We start from the raw sequence: 15,230 nt of genomic DNA on the forward strand, positions 1-15,230 counted from the left end.
CACGTAGATAGAAATATTATACAGTAATGGACAAAAAAGCGTCAACCTAATCCAAATCGCCCCGCCGCCATTTTTCAAAGATCTTCAGGACATCTTCTGATAAAGGAATTTTCCCGACAGGACGTTCTGAGGTGATTTTTTTCACCCTCTTTTCGATTTTTCTTTCAATCGCTTCAACTTCCCTGAGCAGCTCCCTCGCCGATTTGCGCAGTGCCCCCTGGCCAAAGATCGCCCACTGCTCCGTATAATCGGATGTGGCAACGTGGATCTGCGTCTGAATGTTGTTCAAATCTGACGCAAGCTTTTCAATCCGTTCGTCGGCCGTTTCATTTTCCCTTGTGAAAATCACCTCTACGCGGTGATTGATTCGTTTTTTCTCGATCCCTTTGACAAGATGCGCATCAAAGACAACAATGACCCGAAAACCGGTGTATGATTGATATTCCGCCATTTTTTGAATCAAAAGGTCCCTGGCTTCTTCAAAGCTGTTCGCTTTCAAATCTTTCAGCTGAGGCCATGCCCCAATCATGTTATAGCCGTCGACTAACAGGATGTCCATCCTTGTCTAATCTCCTAGAGGGCTTCGTTTCCGGTAGACTTCATACAGCAAAAGACCGGCCGCAACCGAGGCGTTCAGCGATGTGACTTTTCCCGCCATGGGCAGGCGGATGAGAAAGTCGCATTTTTCCTTGACAAGCCTTCCCATGCCTTTGCCTTCGCTGCCGATGACAAGCGCGATTGGCATGTTTCCGTCCATCGATCTGTAGTCCTGCTGTCCTGACGCATCGGTGCCGACGACCCAGATGCCCCGCTCTTTCATATCATCCAATGTCCGGGCCAAGTTCGTTACTTTCGCAACAGGAATATATTCTATCGCACCTGTCGAGGCTTTGGCGACAGTCGTCGTAAGGCCGACGGCACGCCTTTTCGGAATGATGATGCCGTGGGCGCCGACTGCGTCAGCCGTCCGCATAATCGATCCCAGATTATGCGGGTCTTCGATTTCATCCAAAACGATGATAAACGGCTGTTCATTTCTGTCTTCGGCCTTTTGAAAAAGGTCGTCCAGCTCCGCATACTTGTAAGCCGCCACCTGAGCGACGACGCCCTGATGCTGGCCATCAACCATTTGATCAAGCTTTTTTCGCGGGACATAATGAATCGTGATGCCTTTTTTCGCGGCGAGGTCAACGACTTGCTGAGCCTGTCCCTTCACTGTGTTTTCAGCCATCCAAAGCTTGTACAGTTCACGGTCCGATTTCAACGTTTCAATTACCGCGTTTTTCCCTATGACATAATCGTGCTGCTGACTCATTTGACTTCCTCCCTGCCGTCCCGTTTTTCCAACGCTTTTTTGATGAGCTCATCAAGCCTTTCTTCCCTGTTTTCAAGGAAAAGGTACCCGATAACGGCTTCAAAAGCTGTACTGTAACGGTACGTTTGGACATCCGTGTTTTTTGGCACCGTTCCGGATTTTGCATTCCGCCCTCTTCTCAGCACAGCCTTTTCTTCTTCGGTGAAAAAGCCCTGCTCCTCAAGGGCAAACAGCATGCTCGCCTGCGATTTTGCGGACACATAGCGGCTTGACCGCTTATGCAGATCATTGGGCTTGGTCATGCCTTGCTTTAACAGGTGATGCCTGACGTATATTTCCAAAACGGCATCACCCATATAGGCAAGCGCCAAACCGTTTAATTGTTTGGCGTCTTTAATGGTTTCCAAGTTCATGTTTATGATTCTCCTCTTTTCCAGCGCGTTCCTTGAGGAGTATCCTCCAAGATGATGTTCATGCTTTTCAGCTTGTCGCGAATTTGGTCTGATGTGGCAAAGTCGCGGTTTTTGCGTGCTTCGTTCCGCTTTTCGATCAGCTCCTCGACTTCCCTGTCCAACAGCTCTTGCTCCTTGAGCGAAAAGCCGAGCACAGTGCAAATTTCATCAAACAGCTGAAGGAATGCTTGAATGACGTGTTCAGCGGTATTTTTCTCCTGCAGATAGTAGTTGGCGTGTTTGGCCAGGTCAAACAGGACGGAAATCGCATTCGCCGTGTTAAAATCGTCATCCATTGCCGTTTCAAATGCGTTTCTTTGCTCCTCGATTTTTTCAAGCCATTCGGAATCGCCCTCTGTTAAATTTGTACTGCTTTTCAGGCGGTGTTGCAAATTGCTATAAGCTGTTTTTAGACGCCCAAAAGCGTTTTTTGTGTTCTCGAGAAGTTCGACCGAATAGTTGATCGGATGTCTGTAATGAACAGACAGCATGAAAAATCGCAGCACTTGCGGATCATGCTCTTTAATAATGTCATGCACAAGCACAAAGTTGCCGAGCGATTTTGACATTTTTTCATTATCGATATTAATGTAGCCGTTATGAAGCCAATATTTCGCGAACGGCTTCCCTGTCAATGCTTCCGATTGGGCAATTTCGTTTTCATGATGCGGGAAGGCCAGATCCTGACCGCCGGCGTGAATGTCGATCGAATCGCCCAAATATTTTCTCGCCATCGCAGAGCACTCGATATGCCAGCCGGGACGGCCTTTTCCCCAAGGGCTTTCCCAGGAGATTTCGTTATCTTTAGCCGCTTTCCATAATGTAAAATCGAGCGCATCTTCTTTCTTTTCGCCCACTTGAATCCGGGCGCCTGATCTCAGCTCATCGACCGATTGGTGAGACAGCTTTCCATAGCCTTCAAACGATCTTGTTTTATAATAAACATCTCCGTCCGCCTCATAGGCATAGCCCTTATCGATCAGCGTCTGAATAAAATCGATGATTTCATCCATGTTTTCAGTGACGCGCGGATGGCAGTCAGCTTTTGTGCAGCCCAGTGAACCGACGTCTTCGAAGTATGCCTTAATAAAGCGTTCGGCGATGACCGGCACTTCCTCTCCAAGCTCATTAGCCGCTTTAATTAATTTGTCATCGACATCTGTAAAATTGGAGACATATTGGACGTCATAGCCTTTATACTCTAAATACTTTCTGACCGTATCATAAACGATAGCCGGCCTTGCGTTTCCGATATGGATGTAGTTATAGACGGTCGGACCGCACACATACATTTTGACCTTGCCTTCTTCAATAGGCACAAACGGCTCTTTTTTTCGCGTGAGTGTATTATACAGTTTAAGTGTCACAGCTCATCTTCCCTTTCTTTTCTCTGGAGCTCCTGTTTCAGCTGCCTGATTTCATTTTCCAGCTCTTTAAAGCGGTCAGCCACCGGATCGGGCAAATCCTGATGATTCAGGTCGCGCTTAATTTTCTTGCCATTTTGCACGACGACGCGCCCCGGGATGCCGACAACGGTGGAGCATTCAGGGACGTCGTGCAGGACGACGGACCCAGCGCCGATCTTTGATCCTCTCCCAATCGTAATCGAGCCCAGCACCTTTGCCCCTGTTGATATGAGAGCATCATCCTCGATTGTCGGATGCCTTTTTCCTTTTTCTTTTCCTGTCCCTCCGAGCGTTACGCCTTGAAAAACCGTGACATTGTTGCCGATCTCACAGGTTTCGCCGATTACGACCCCCATCCCGTGATCGATGAAAAACCTCCTGCCGATCTTTGCCCCCGGATGAATTTCGATTCCCGTAAAGAAGCGGGCGATTTGAGAGATGATTCTGGCGATAAAAAATCTTTTTCTTTTATATAAAGCATGTGCAATTCGGTGCGCCCATATAGCATGCAATCCTGAATATGTTAAGATGACTTCGAAATAACTTCTTGCAGCCGGATCTTGGTCAAAAACAACATCTACGTCTTCTTTCAGCATTTTAAAAAACACATGATTCCCCCCGTTTCCCCGCTTCCTTCTGTCCTTTTGTTCCGGCGATATAAAAAAAACGCCTCTGTCATCTGACAGAGACGCTTTTTGACGCGCGGTTCCACTCTGTTTAGAAAACAGGCGCAGCTGTTTTCTCAACTTTCATCCATAACGGCGGATACCGCCTTTGAATACTTGTCATCAAACGTTCTTCAAAGGTCTCAAGAGGCGCATTTCTAAAGCCTGGCGCTTAAGTCTTTTCCAGCCGATGAAGACTCTCTCTTTAAAGGCCGTGGCTTTATACTTCTCCCTGTCAGCGATTTATCTTATTGATTAATGTTATTCAGCCGTTTTAAAACGGTGTCTTTTCCTAACAGCTCAATGGACTGAGGCAGCTCAGGCCCGTGAGTTTGGCCGGTTGTCGCCACGCGGATCGGCATAAACAGCTTTTTCCCTTTATGCCCCGTTTCCTTCTGAACGGCTTTGATCGATTGCTTAATCTCATCCGCAGTAAAATCCTCAAGCTGTTCAAGCTTTTCGGAAAACACCCGCAGCACTTCCGGAACCTGTTCTTCTTCTAAAACCGTCCTTGCTTCACGATTATACTGGATTTCGTCTTTAAAGAACAACTCTGTTAACTCGACAATTTCTGCACCGAAGCTGAGCTGCTCCTGGTAGAGGGAAATCAGCTTGCGAACCCAATCCTTTTCGCTTCCGGCGAGCTCTTCGGAAACCTTGCCGGCTTTCTGCAAGTGGGGGACAGTCAGTTCAACGACCTGATCAAGGTCAAGCTTTTTCACATACTGGTTGTTGACCCATTTCAGTTTATGCGCGTCAAACACAGCCGGTGATTTTGATAAACGATTCACATCAAATATCTCAATAAACTGTTCCTTTGTAAACAGTTCTTCTTCTCCGACAGGCGACCAGCCAAGGAGCGCGATAAAGTTAAAGAGCGCTTCCGGCAAATAGCCGAGCTCCTCGTACTGTTCGATGAATTGTATGATCGATTCATCGCGTTTGCTGAGCTTTTTGCGGTTTTCATTGACGATCAGCGTCATATGTCCAAAAGTCGGGACATCCCAGCCGAACGCATTGTATATCATAATCTGCTTCGGCGTATTTGAAATATGATCCTCTCCGCGAAGCACATGCGTCATTTTCATCAGATAGTCATCGACCGCCACCGCAAAATTGTAAGTCGGCGTTCCATCTTTTTTTACGATGACAAAGTCGCCGATGCCGTCTGTTTCAAAAGAAATTTCATCTTTGACAATATCGTTAAAGGTGATGACTTCACCTTGAGGAACTTTAAAGCGGATGCTCGGCTGTCTGCCTTCAGCCTCAAGCTTTTCCTGTTCTTCTTTCGTCAAATTGCGGCATTTTCCGGAGTAGCGCGGCATTTCTCCGCGGGCCGCCTGTTCCTCCCGTTCCTTTTCAAGCTCTTCTTCCGTGCAGTAGCACTTATAAGCAAGGCCTTTTTCAAGAAGCTCCTCATAGTATGTCTTGTAAATATCATTTCTTTCGGATTGGCGGTATGGTCCATATTCGCCGCCGACATCCACACCTTCATCCCAGTCGATCCCGAGCCATTTTAAATAGTTGAGCTGGCTTTGCTCTCCGCCTTCAATATTCCGCTTTTTATCCGTGTCTTCAATGCGGATGATGAACTTCCCGCCTTGGCTCCGGGCGAACAAATAATTGAAGAGAGCCGTTCTGGCATTCCCGATATGTAAATGGCCGGTTGGACTCGGCGCATAACGAACGCGAACTTCGTTTCCCATCTGTCTACTTCCTTTCGTCTCAATGAGAGTTCAAATTTATTCTTATTCTATCATCAAATGAATCGGTCTTCAAAATGAATTATGCCTTTTGGAGCAGAACTGAAGCCTGGGCGGCAATTCCTTCAGCTCTTCCCGTAAACCCGAGCTTTTCCGTCGTTGTCGCTTTCACATTAATTTGCGAAACTTCCGCTTCCAATCCTTCGGCAATTCTGGCTCTCATGTCTTCGATGTAGGGAGCCATCTTTGGTTTTTGAGCGATGATTGTACAATCAAGGTTTCCAAGCGTATAGCCTTTTTCTTTCACAAGCTGCCATACGCGGCGAAGAAGCTTAAATGAATCGGCATCTTTGAATTCAGGATCGGTATCGGGAAAATGCTTCCCGATATCGCCTTCCCCGATGGCACCGAGGCAGGCATCGGCAATCGTATGTAAAAGTACATCAGCATCTGAATGTCCGAGAAGGCCCTTTTCATAAGGAATCGTGATTCCCCCTATAATGAGCGGCCTGCCTTCTTGAAGCTGATGAACGTCAAACCCTTGTCCAATTCTAAACATGTTCATTCCTCTTTTCCGCTTCTAATATCGCTTCGGCAATAAGCAAGTCATCCGGAGTCGTCAGCTTAATATTCCGGTAATCTCCTTGAACAATCGCGACCTTGCCGCCCGCTTCCTCGACGAGGCTGGCGTCATCGGTTCCAAGAAAGCCACTTGCTTCCGCTTCGAGATGAGCGTTCATCAGAATAGAAAGACGAAAAGCTTGTGGGGTTTGAGCGGCCCACAAGCTTGAACGTTCGATCGTTCCGTCTATCTTATCGTCTTGAACGCGTTTTATCGTATCTTTAACAGGGACGGCCAAAATTGCAGCACCTGTTTGTTCGGCTTTATTGACGAGCTGTTCGATCTGCTCCTGTTTAATGAATGGTCTTGCTCCGTCATGAACAAGGACCATCTCCCCTCTTCCGGCCGCTTTGATGCCTTGAAAAACGCTGTGCTGGCGCTCCTTTCCTCCCGGTACGACCTCGATCAGGGTTTTGAAATGGTATTGTTTCAAAAGGGCGTTGAATTCCCCGAATTCTTGCTCATTGATGACTAAAATCATTCTTTTACAGGCATCATGGTTGTCAAACACCTGTAGAGTATGAATTATAACAGGTATTCCTTTTGCCTCGATAAACAGTTTGTTTTTCCCGGCGTTCATTCGCTTGCCTTGCCCGGCAGCAAGAATGACGACTTCATAGTTCATGTTCTTTCCCCTTTTTAAAGCGCCTTTTCCAGCAGTTTCGGCTTGGCGAATATCATTCTGCCGGCTGCCGTCTGCAGCACACTGGTCACAAGCACGTCGATATGTTTGCCGATATAGTTTCGCCCTTCTTCAACGACAATCATTGTGCCGTCGTCTAAATAAGCCACACCTTGATTGTGTTCTTTTCCGTCTTTAATCACCTGTACTTTCATTTCTTCTCCAGGAAGAACGACAGGTTTGACGGCGTTGGCAAGGTCGTTGATGTTTAATACGGCTACCTTCTGCAGTTCGCACACCTTATTCAAGTTAAAATCGTTCGTCACGACAACACCTGAAGTCAGCTTTGCAAGTTTGACCAGTTTACTGTCAACTTCCTGGATGTCTTCAAAATCGCCCTCGTAAATTTCAACTTTGATATCCAATTCTTTTTGAATCCGATTCAAAATATCAAGCCCTCTCCGTCCTCTGTTGCGTTTCAGGACGTCGGAAGAGTCGGCGATGTGCTGAAGCTCCTCCAGTACAAACTGCGGAATCACAATAACGCCTTCCAGAAAACCGGTCTGACAAATATCAGCAATTCTCCCATCTATAATAACACTTGTATCTAAAATTTTCAGCTTTTTGTCTTCTTCAGTACGCTCTTCTTCAGCGGCACCTTTTTTCTTCCTTGTAGAAAAAAGGGTGAGCATTTCGTCTTTTTTCTTAAAGCCGACCCGAAATCCGAGGTAGCCCAGGAATGCGGCTAAAACAAGCGGAATCACCGTGCTGATCGGCTGGTACGGGATGTCTTTTAACGGAATAACGTTGACGATAAGATAAGCGAGCATAAGTCCGAAGATCAATCCTAGTGAGCCAAACAACAAATCTGATACAGGAGCTTTTATCAGGGAATCCTCAATCCATTTCACCCAATTAATCACATAATCCGCACACCAGATGCCCAGAAGAAAAAAGATGATAGCTCCCAAACAAGCGGACACATAAGGGTTTGTTATTAAAGGTATGTCCTGTACATTTAACAGTACAAACAATTCCGGTATGAGAAAAATACCGATAACGCCTCCCAAAATCGCAAAGAACGCTTGAACTATTCGTTTTAACATACCTTCACCTCCTTTTATTTTTTTGAATACAGCTGCTGTAGTGAAAATAAAATTAAAAATAATATACCCATAAATTGCATATTTTAATCGTTTTTAGGATAAATTCTCACAGCTGCCTGTCAATATAATGTTTTTCCTGAAGCCTTTTTAAACCTTTCTTTATCTTTTGGGCACGAACAGCCCCAATTCCTTCCACTTCGTCCAATTCTTTTACATCCGCTTCAATGATAAGCTTTAAATGGCCGAACGCTTCCACAACATTTTCGACAATCGGCATTGGCAGGCGGGGGATTTTATGAAGCAGCCTGTAGCCTCGCGGAAAGACGTATTCTTCCATGTTCGTTGAAGCCGAATAACCGAGAAGCTTAAGCAGAATGGAATCATCCAGCAATTCAAAACTCGACATATCCTGGAGCGTTTTGAGCAGGACAAACGGGTCTTTAATTTTTTCTTTGACATAGTCTTTTACGAACAGCGCCGCTTCCTGTTCCATGTCTGTGATCAGCTCGCTTACTTGAAGCCTGATGAGGTGCCCTTCTGTTCCGAGCTCTTTAATGTACATGTTGATTTCATTTTTAATTCGCAGCACCATTTCATAGCGGTGCATAACGGAAATGACATCTCCGAATGTGACAAGCTCTTCAAATTCCAAAGCGCTTAAAGTGGAAATTGCGTTGTCCAAAATTAATTTATACTTTTCAAGGGTCTGTATAGCCTGATTGGCTTTTGTTAAAATAAAGCCGATATCCTTAAGGATATATTTCATATTTTCCTGATAAAGCGTGATCACGTTCCGTCTTTCAGATATGGCGATGATCAGACAACCTGTCTGTTTGGCCACCCGTTCAGCCGTCCTGTGCCTCATCCCCGTCTCTGATGAAGGTATCGTCGCCTCAGGCATAAGCTGCGTATTGGCGTACAAAATCTTTTGTCCTGAGTCGCTGAGGATAATCGCACCGTCCATTTTCGCCAGCTCATACAAATGGGCCGGAGAAAAAGCGGAGTTTATATGAAATCCTCCGTCAACCACTTCTTTAACTTTATCGTTAAAACCGACAACAATTAATCCTCCTGTTTTTGCCCGAAGCACATTTTCGATTCCTTCGCGAAGAGGCGTGCCGGGGGCGACAAACTGTAATATTTCTGAAAGATCCTGTTTCGCTCCTTTTTTTTCTTTTTCCATATATCATGATCCTCCTAATGAAGCTCGAAGGGCCTCAGCAACATTTTCAACACCGACGACCTCAATTCCCTTCGGCTTGGTCCAGCCTTCCACATTGGCAGAAGGGATAATCATTCTTTTGAAACCAAGCTTTGCGGCTTCTTGAACCCTCTGTTCAATTCTTGATACTCTGCGGACCTCTCCCGTAAGGCCGACCTCGCCGATAAAGCAATCTGTCGGTTGAGGCGGAGCATCCCTGAAGCTTGACGCGATACTGATTGCAACGGCAAGGTCGATCGCGGGCTCATCCAGCTTCACTCCGCCGGCAACTTTTAAATATGCATCTTGATTTTGCAGCAGGAGACCCACTCTTTTTTCGAGAACCGCCATGAGCAGGGAGACGCGATTATGATCGATTCCGGTAGCCATTCTGCGCGGATTCCCGAAGCTGGTAGGTGAGATCAGCGCTTGAATTTCGACCAGAACCGGTCTAGTGCCTTCCATTGAGGCGACAACGCTTGACCCGGCGGCACCTGCCGAACGTTCTTCGAGAAAAATTTCCGACGGATTCAGCACCTCTGTCAAGCCTTCTTCTCTCATTTCAAAAATCCCCATCTCGTTTGTCGATCCAAACCTGTTTTTAACAGCTCTTAAAATCCGGAATGTGTGATGGCGTTCTCCTTCAAAATAAAGAACGGTGTCGACCATGTGCTCAAGCAGTCTCGGGCCGGCAATCGAGCCCTCTTTTGTGACATGGCCGACGATAAATATTGGAATCCCTTTTGTTTTGGCAATTCTCATCAGCTCAGCGGTGCATTCCCTTACCTGGGATACGCTGCCCGGGGCTGATGTAATATCGCTTTGGTAAACGGTTTGAATGGAGTCTACCACCACAAATGAAGGGTTCATCTCTTCTATAGAAGACGTAATATACTCCATATCGGTTTCAGATAAAACGTGAAGAGTTGGACTGTTGATGCCGAGGCGGTCCGCTCTCAGCTTTGTTTGTTTGACCGATTCTTCCCCTGATATGTACAGGACATTTTCCTTCAAATCAGCAAGCTGGGCAGACACCTGCAGCAGCAAAGTGGATTTTCCGATACCTGGGTCACCGCCGATTAACACGAGCGATCCCTTGACGATGCCATTTCCCAAAACGCGGTTGAACTCGCGCAATTTCGTTTGGATCCTCGGCTCTTCCGTCGTTTCAATTGATGTAATGGGGGATGGCTTTTGCACCTTTTGGATGGAATGTGAAAAGGCGGTTCTTCTGTTAGCGGCCTGCTTTTTGATCATTTCTTCGACCATGGTGTTCCATGCGCCGCATCCCGGACACTTCCCCATCCATTTGGCTGATTCATAGCCGCATGATTGACAAATAAATTTACTTTTCGTTTTAGCCATTGCTTTTTCAAAACGCTCCCTTTATAAGAAAGTGAGGCATACTGATAAATCGTATGCCTCTTTCCTTTGTCTCTATATTAGTTCGTTTTCGCTTCTGTTTTTACGACAAATTCTCCGTTATCTACATCGAGAACAATATGCTGGCCTTTTTCAATATGACCTTTCAGAAGTTCCTCAGACAGACGGTCTTCGACGTGTTTTTGGATGGCCCTTCTGAGTGGACGGGCGCCGTACTCAAGGTCGACTCCTTCTTCAGCGATTTTTTCTTTAGCCGCTTCTGTCAGCTCGATTGAAAGATCCTGTTCTTTCAGACGTTTGGTCAATTGCTCTGACATGAGGGAGACAATGTCCTTCAGATGTTTTTTCTCCAGAGAGTGGAAGACGATGATCTCATCTATCCGGTTAATAAACTCCGGTCTGAAAGCGCGTTTTAATTCGCCCATGACCTTATCTTTCATATCTTTGTAAGTCTGGGTCTCATCCTGCACGTTAAAACCGACGTATTTATTTCTTCTCAGCTCGCTGGCTCCTACGTTGGAAGTCATGATGAGAATCGTATTTCTAAAGTCTACGGTGCGGCCTTTTGAATCAGTCAGGCGTCCATCCTCGAGAACTTGAAGCAGAATGTTAAAAACGTCAGGGTGCGCTTTTTCAATCTCATCAAGCAAGACGACTGAATAAGGTTTTCTTCTTACTTTTTCCGTCAGCTGTCCGCCTTCATCATAGCCGACATATCCAGGAGGCGAGCCGACTAGTCTTGATGTGGAGTGCTTCTCCATGTACTCAGACATGTCAATGCGAATCATCGCTTCTTCATCACCAAAAATAGATTCCGCAAGTGCGCGGGCAAGCTCTGTTTTACCGACACCTGTCGGACCGAGGAAAATAAATGAACCGATCGGACGTTTCGGATCTTTTAGTCCGGCCCGCGCCCGTCTGACAGCTTTGGCAACGGCGACAACCGCTTCATCCTGGCCGATTACCCGTGAATGAAGAATTTGTTCCATATTCAGGAGCTTATCTGTTTCCGTCTGGGCGATTTTTGAAACCGGCACCCCGGTCCAGCTTGATACGACCATCGCGATATCCTCAACTGTTACTTCGGAGTTTTCTTGCCCTTGCTTTTCTTTCCAAGTTTTCTTTGTTTCTTCAACCTGTTCCCTCAGGCGCTGTTCTGTATCACGCAGAGATGCTGCTTTCTCAAATTCCTGGCTTTGGACGGCGGCATCTTTTTCTTTGCGCACCTCATCAAGCTTTTGTTCAAGCTCTTTTAAATTAGGAGGCGTTGTGAAGGAACGCAGGCGAACCTTTGAACCGGCCTCATCGATTAAATCGATCGCTTTGTCAGGCAGGAACCGGTCTGAAATATAGCGGTCTGACAGCTTCACGGCTGCTTCGATCGCTTCATCGGTGATCGATACGCGATGGTGTGCCTCATAGCGGTCTCTCAGCCCTCTCAAAATCTGAATGCTTTCTTCAGGTGACGGCTGATCGACTTGAATCGGCTGAAAACGGCGTTCAAGCGCAGCGTCTTTTTCAATGTATTTTCTATATTCATCAAGGGTTGTCGCCCCGATGCATTGCAGTTCTCCCCGAGCAAGCGACGGCTTCAGGATATTGGAGGCATCGATTGCTCCTTCCGCACCTCCAGCGCCGATCAACGTATGCAATTCATCGATAAATAAGATGATATTGCCGGCCTGGCGGATTTCATCCATCACTTTTTTAAGGCGGTCTTCAAATTCCCCGCGGTATTTCGTGCCTGCAACGACAGTGCCCATATCAAGCGTCATAACGCGTTTGTCTCGTAAAATTTCCGGCACTTCGTTGTTGATGATCTGCTGGGCCAAGCCTTCGGCTATCGCTGTTTTACCGACACCAGGCTCCCCGATTAACACGGGATTGTTTTTTGTTCTTCTGCTCAGCACTTCAATGACGCGCTGAATTTCTTTGCTCCGGCCGATAACGGGATCAAGGCTGTCTTCTTTGGCAATCGCCGTCAAATCGCGGGCAAGGCTGTCTAAGGTAGGTGTATTGGCATTGCTGTTCGCCCCCGACGCGGCGCCTCCGCTCTCATTGCTGCCCAAAAGCTGCAATACTTGCTGTCTCGCTTTATTTAAGCTGACCCCTAAATTGTTCAGCACTCTCGCTGCTACGCCTTCTCCTTCGCGAATTAAGCCCAAGAGGATGTGTTCGGTTCCCACGTATGAGTGCCCCAGCTTTCTTGCCTCATCCATGGCAAGTTCGGTCACTTTTTTGGCTCTTGGTGTGTAGTGGATGGATTGGGACATTTCCTGCCCGCGGCCGATCAGGCTTTCAACCTCTTTTTGAATTTTGTCGGGGCTGAGCCCCAATGCCTGAAGCGCCTTTGCGGCAATGCCCTCACCCTCACGAACAAGGCCGAGGAGAATATGTTCTGTCCCAATGTTATTATGGCCGAGACGCAGAGCTTCTTCTTGAGCAAGCGCCAATACTTTTTGTGCTCTTTCTGTAAATCTTCCAAACATCATATCGTTTCATCCTCCTGTCTATTGCCGTTGTTTTCTAATTTCAACCGCTCTCTGATAAGAGTCGCTCTTCTGACATCCCTCTCGTTTGCTCTCAGGGCGCCTCCGGAATACTGCTGGAGAAAACCGGGCTGAGTCAGGATCATCAATTCATTAAGTATGTTGCTGGAAAGGCCTTTAATGATTCCAAGGTCAATGCCGAGACGCACGTCTGAAAGACATCTTGCCGTCTCTTTCGACTCGATCATGCGGCAGTTGGAAAGCACGCCGTAGGATCTGTAGACCCGGTCTTCAAGCTCAATTTGTGATGTCTGATAAAGCGCCTTTCGTGCCGAACGTTCTTGTTCGATCAGTTGGGCTACCACGCTATTAAGATCTTCAACAATGTCATGCTCTGATTTTCCAAGGGTGATTTGGTTTGAAATCTGAAAGATATTTCCTAATGCTTCGCTGCCTTCACCGTAAATTCCTCTAACAACAAGCCCTAATTGGTTAATTGCCGGAATAATTCGGTTGATCTGCCTAGTTAACACCAAAGCGGGAAGATGCATCATCACGGATGCCCTGAGTCCCGTTCCGACATTTGTCGGGCAACTGGTCAAGTAGCCTCTTTGCTCTGAAAAAGCATAATCGACACGCTCTTCAATCCAGTCATCGACTTTGTTTGCCGCATTTAAAGCTTCTGACAGCTGAAATCCTGGGAAAAGACATTGAATACGGATATGATCTTCTTCATTTAACATGATGCTGACTTCTTCGTTTTCAGAAAGAAGGCATGCACCAAACGAAGCTTCTGTTAAATGAGGGCTGATCAAATGTTTTTCCACCAGTACCCTTTTTTCCAGCGGCTGTACCTGCTCCATTTTCACCATCTCAAATTTCCCAATGCCAGGCACTTCATATCCGGTAAATTGTTCTTCAAATAAAGCAATAATCGCCGATGCTTCTTCATTTGAAAAAAGTGTTGGAAAACGGACTTTCTCTAAATTTCGCGCAAGACGGATCCGACTGCTCAGGACGATGTCACTTTCAGGGCCTTCCTGCCGCATCCAGTTGCTTAAAGCGTTCTGAATAAAATGCTGCAGTGACATCAGTCTTCCCCCTCCTTATTGTCTGCTTTCACATTTTGTTCAAGTGACCTGATCTGATCTCTAATGGTGGCCGCTTTTTCAAACTCTTCCTGTTGAATCAATTCTGAAAGCTCTTTTTTCAATGTCTCAATTTGTCTTCGGACATGCAGGTTTCCACCAATTCTTTTCGGAATTTTTCCAGCATGGACTGTATTTCCGCTGTGGACTTTTCTTAAAATGGGTGTAATGTAGGAATGAAATGTTTTATAGCACTCCGAACATCCAAAACGCCCTGTTTTTCTGAATTCGGAAAACGTCATATGACACTTTTTGCATCGAAGAACTTGTTCAGGCTGCTGTTTAAACAGCTGAGCCTCGCTGCTGTTTGTAAAAGAAGAATCCAAATTCAAAAGTCCTGACAGCAAATTATGGATGGAAAATCCGCTATTTTCATTCATAGAGTATGAATCACTGTTCTCTTTTGCACATTGTTCACAGATATGCATTTCTCTTTTTTCGCCATTTATAACTTTTGTAAAATGAAAAGTAGCCGGCCTTTTATTACATTCTTGACATATCACGCTTCTCACCCGCTTTACTTAAATTTAAGTGACGTAAGCATGGCCTTCATCATTCTTGCTCTTAACTCATCACGTTCAGGTAAATCAATGTATAAAACAGAACGATCCATTACACTGACCATCAATTTCGCTTCGCTTTTCGTGATCACACCGTTTTCCAGAAGCCGCAAAATAATGTCATCTGAAGCAGCTTGTGAAAGTCTCGTGTAGATTTGATTCATAATATTATCGATCAAATCTGTTTTGTCGTTCATTTTAATTTTAATGATGCGGATATAGCCGCCGCCTCCCCTTTTGCTTTCGACAATATATCCGCGCTCACTTGTAAATCGCGTATTGATAACGTAATTGATCTGGGAAGGGACACATTGAAATTTATCAGCTAATTCACTCCGTTTAATTTCCAAAATTTCCTTCCCATTTGTTTCTAAAACTTGTTTTAGATACTGTTCAATGATATCAGAAATATTCTTCCCCACTCAGCCCCCTCCTTCACTTGACTTTGACTATATTTGACTTTAACTTTACTATAAGTGGTTTTTAATTTTTTTTCAACTAATTGCTCTTGCTCCTTTATTATTTCCACTTTTGACTGTCGTAAAACTTTGAAAAAAC

The 15,230-nt window shown here is 45.8% G+C and carries 14 protein-coding genes, 1 pseudogene and 1 other annotated feature; all 15 genes and pseudogenes read right to left on the bottom strand.

The features are described from left to right. Positions 1 to 46: 46 nt before the first annotated feature. Positions 47 to 559: a ribosome-dependent mRNA decay endonuclease Rae1/YacP gene (gene rae1, locus M654_RS23365; protein ID WP_026586081.1), complete on the bottom strand. Its 513-nt coding sequence runs from the start codon at positions 557 to 559 to the stop codon at positions 47 to 49. Positions 560 to 565: 6 nt separating this feature from the next. Continuing rightward, positions 566 to 1,315 (bottom strand): 23S rRNA (guanosine(2251)-2'-O)-methyltransferase RlmB, encoded by a 750-nt coding sequence (rlmB, locus tag M654_RS23370; RefSeq protein WP_026586082.1) that lies wholly within the window; start codon positions 1,313 to 1,315, stop codon positions 566 to 568. Beyond that, a pseudogene (locus tag M654_RS23375) lies at positions 1,269 to 1,728 on the bottom strand (Mini-ribonuclease 3). Before M654_RS23375 ends, rlmB begins: the two are co-directional and overlap by 47 nt. Positions 1,729 to 1,730: 2 nt before the next feature. Continuing rightward, positions 1,731 to 3,134, bottom strand: a complete 1,404-nt coding sequence (cysS, locus tag M654_RS23380) for a cysteine--tRNA ligase (RefSeq protein WP_026586084.1) — start codon at positions 3,132 to 3,134, stop codon at positions 1,731 to 1,733. Then, positions 3,131 to 3,781: a serine O-acetyltransferase gene (gene cysE, locus M654_RS23385; protein WP_026586085.1), complete on the bottom strand. Its 651-nt coding sequence runs from the start codon at positions 3,779 to 3,781 to the stop codon at positions 3,131 to 3,133. Before cysE ends, cysS begins: the two co-directional genes overlap by 4 nt. Positions 3,782 to 3,854: 73 nt before the next feature. Next, positions 3,855 to 4,086: a binding site (T-box leader), on the bottom strand. Continuing rightward, entirely contained in the window at positions 4,087 to 5,544 is a 1,458-nt protein-coding gene (gltX, locus tag M654_RS23390) for a glutamate--tRNA ligase (RefSeq protein ID WP_026586086.1), read from the bottom strand. 79 nt (positions 5,545 to 5,623) lie between these two features. Next, positions 5,624 to 6,100: a 2-C-methyl-D-erythritol 2,4-cyclodiphosphate synthase gene (ispF, locus tag M654_RS23395; RefSeq protein ID WP_026586087.1), complete on the bottom strand. Its 477-nt coding sequence runs from the start codon at positions 6,098 to 6,100 to the stop codon at positions 5,624 to 5,626. Further along, positions 6,093 to 6,788 (bottom strand): 2-C-methyl-D-erythritol 4-phosphate cytidylyltransferase, encoded by a 696-nt coding sequence (gene ispD, locus M654_RS23400; RefSeq protein WP_026586088.1) that lies wholly within the window; start codon positions 6,786 to 6,788, stop codon positions 6,093 to 6,095. Before ispD ends, ispF begins: the two co-directional genes overlap by 8 nt. A gap of 14 nt (positions 6,789 to 6,802) precedes the next feature. Beyond that, on the bottom strand, positions 6,803 to 7,891 hold the full coding sequence (locus M654_RS23405) for a PIN/TRAM domain-containing protein (RefSeq protein ID WP_026586089.1): 1,089 nt from the start codon (positions 7,889 to 7,891) through the stop codon (positions 6,803 to 6,805). A 106-nt stretch (positions 7,892 to 7,997) separates the two neighbouring features. Continuing rightward, positions 7,998 to 9,074, bottom strand: a complete 1,077-nt coding sequence (gene disA / locus M654_RS23410) for a DNA integrity scanning diadenylate cyclase DisA (protein WP_026586090.1) — start codon at positions 9,072 to 9,074, stop codon at positions 7,998 to 8,000. A gap of 3 nt (positions 9,075 to 9,077) precedes the next feature. Next, entirely contained in the window at positions 9,078 to 10,457 is a 1,380-nt protein-coding gene (radA, locus tag M654_RS23415) for a DNA repair protein RadA (protein WP_026586091.1), read from the bottom strand. Between the two features lie 77 nt (positions 10,458 to 10,534). After that, the gene (gene clpC, locus M654_RS23420) at positions 10,535 to 12,967 is read right to left on the bottom strand and encodes an ATP-dependent protease ATP-binding subunit ClpC (RefSeq protein ID WP_026586092.1); all 2,433 of its coding nucleotides are present in this window, start codon (positions 12,965 to 12,967) and stop codon (positions 10,535 to 10,537) included. After that, on the bottom strand, positions 12,964 to 14,055 hold the full coding sequence (locus tag M654_RS23425; protein ID WP_026586093.1) for a protein-arginine kinase McsB: 1,092 nt from the start codon (positions 14,053 to 14,055) through the stop codon (positions 12,964 to 12,966). The genes clpC and M654_RS23425 overlap by 4 nt, the downstream gene beginning before the upstream one ends. Beyond that, positions 14,055 to 14,615 (bottom strand): protein-arginine kinase activator protein McsA, encoded by a 561-nt coding sequence (locus tag M654_RS23430; protein WP_026586094.1) that lies wholly within the window; start codon positions 14,613 to 14,615, stop codon positions 14,055 to 14,057. Before M654_RS23430 ends, M654_RS23425 begins: the two co-directional genes overlap by 1 nt. Positions 14,616 to 14,629: 14 nt before the next feature. Further along, entirely contained in the window at positions 14,630 to 15,094 is a 465-nt protein-coding gene (locus M654_RS23435; RefSeq protein ID WP_026586095.1) for a CtsR family transcriptional regulator, read from the bottom strand. Positions 15,095 to 15,230: the final 136 nt, after the last annotated feature.

Origin of the sequence: Bacillus sp. NSP9.1, assembly GCF_000465465.2 — a bacterium.
GTDB classification, from domain to species: domain Bacteria; phylum Bacillota; class Bacilli; order Bacillales; family Bacillaceae; genus Bacillus; species Bacillus sonorensis_A.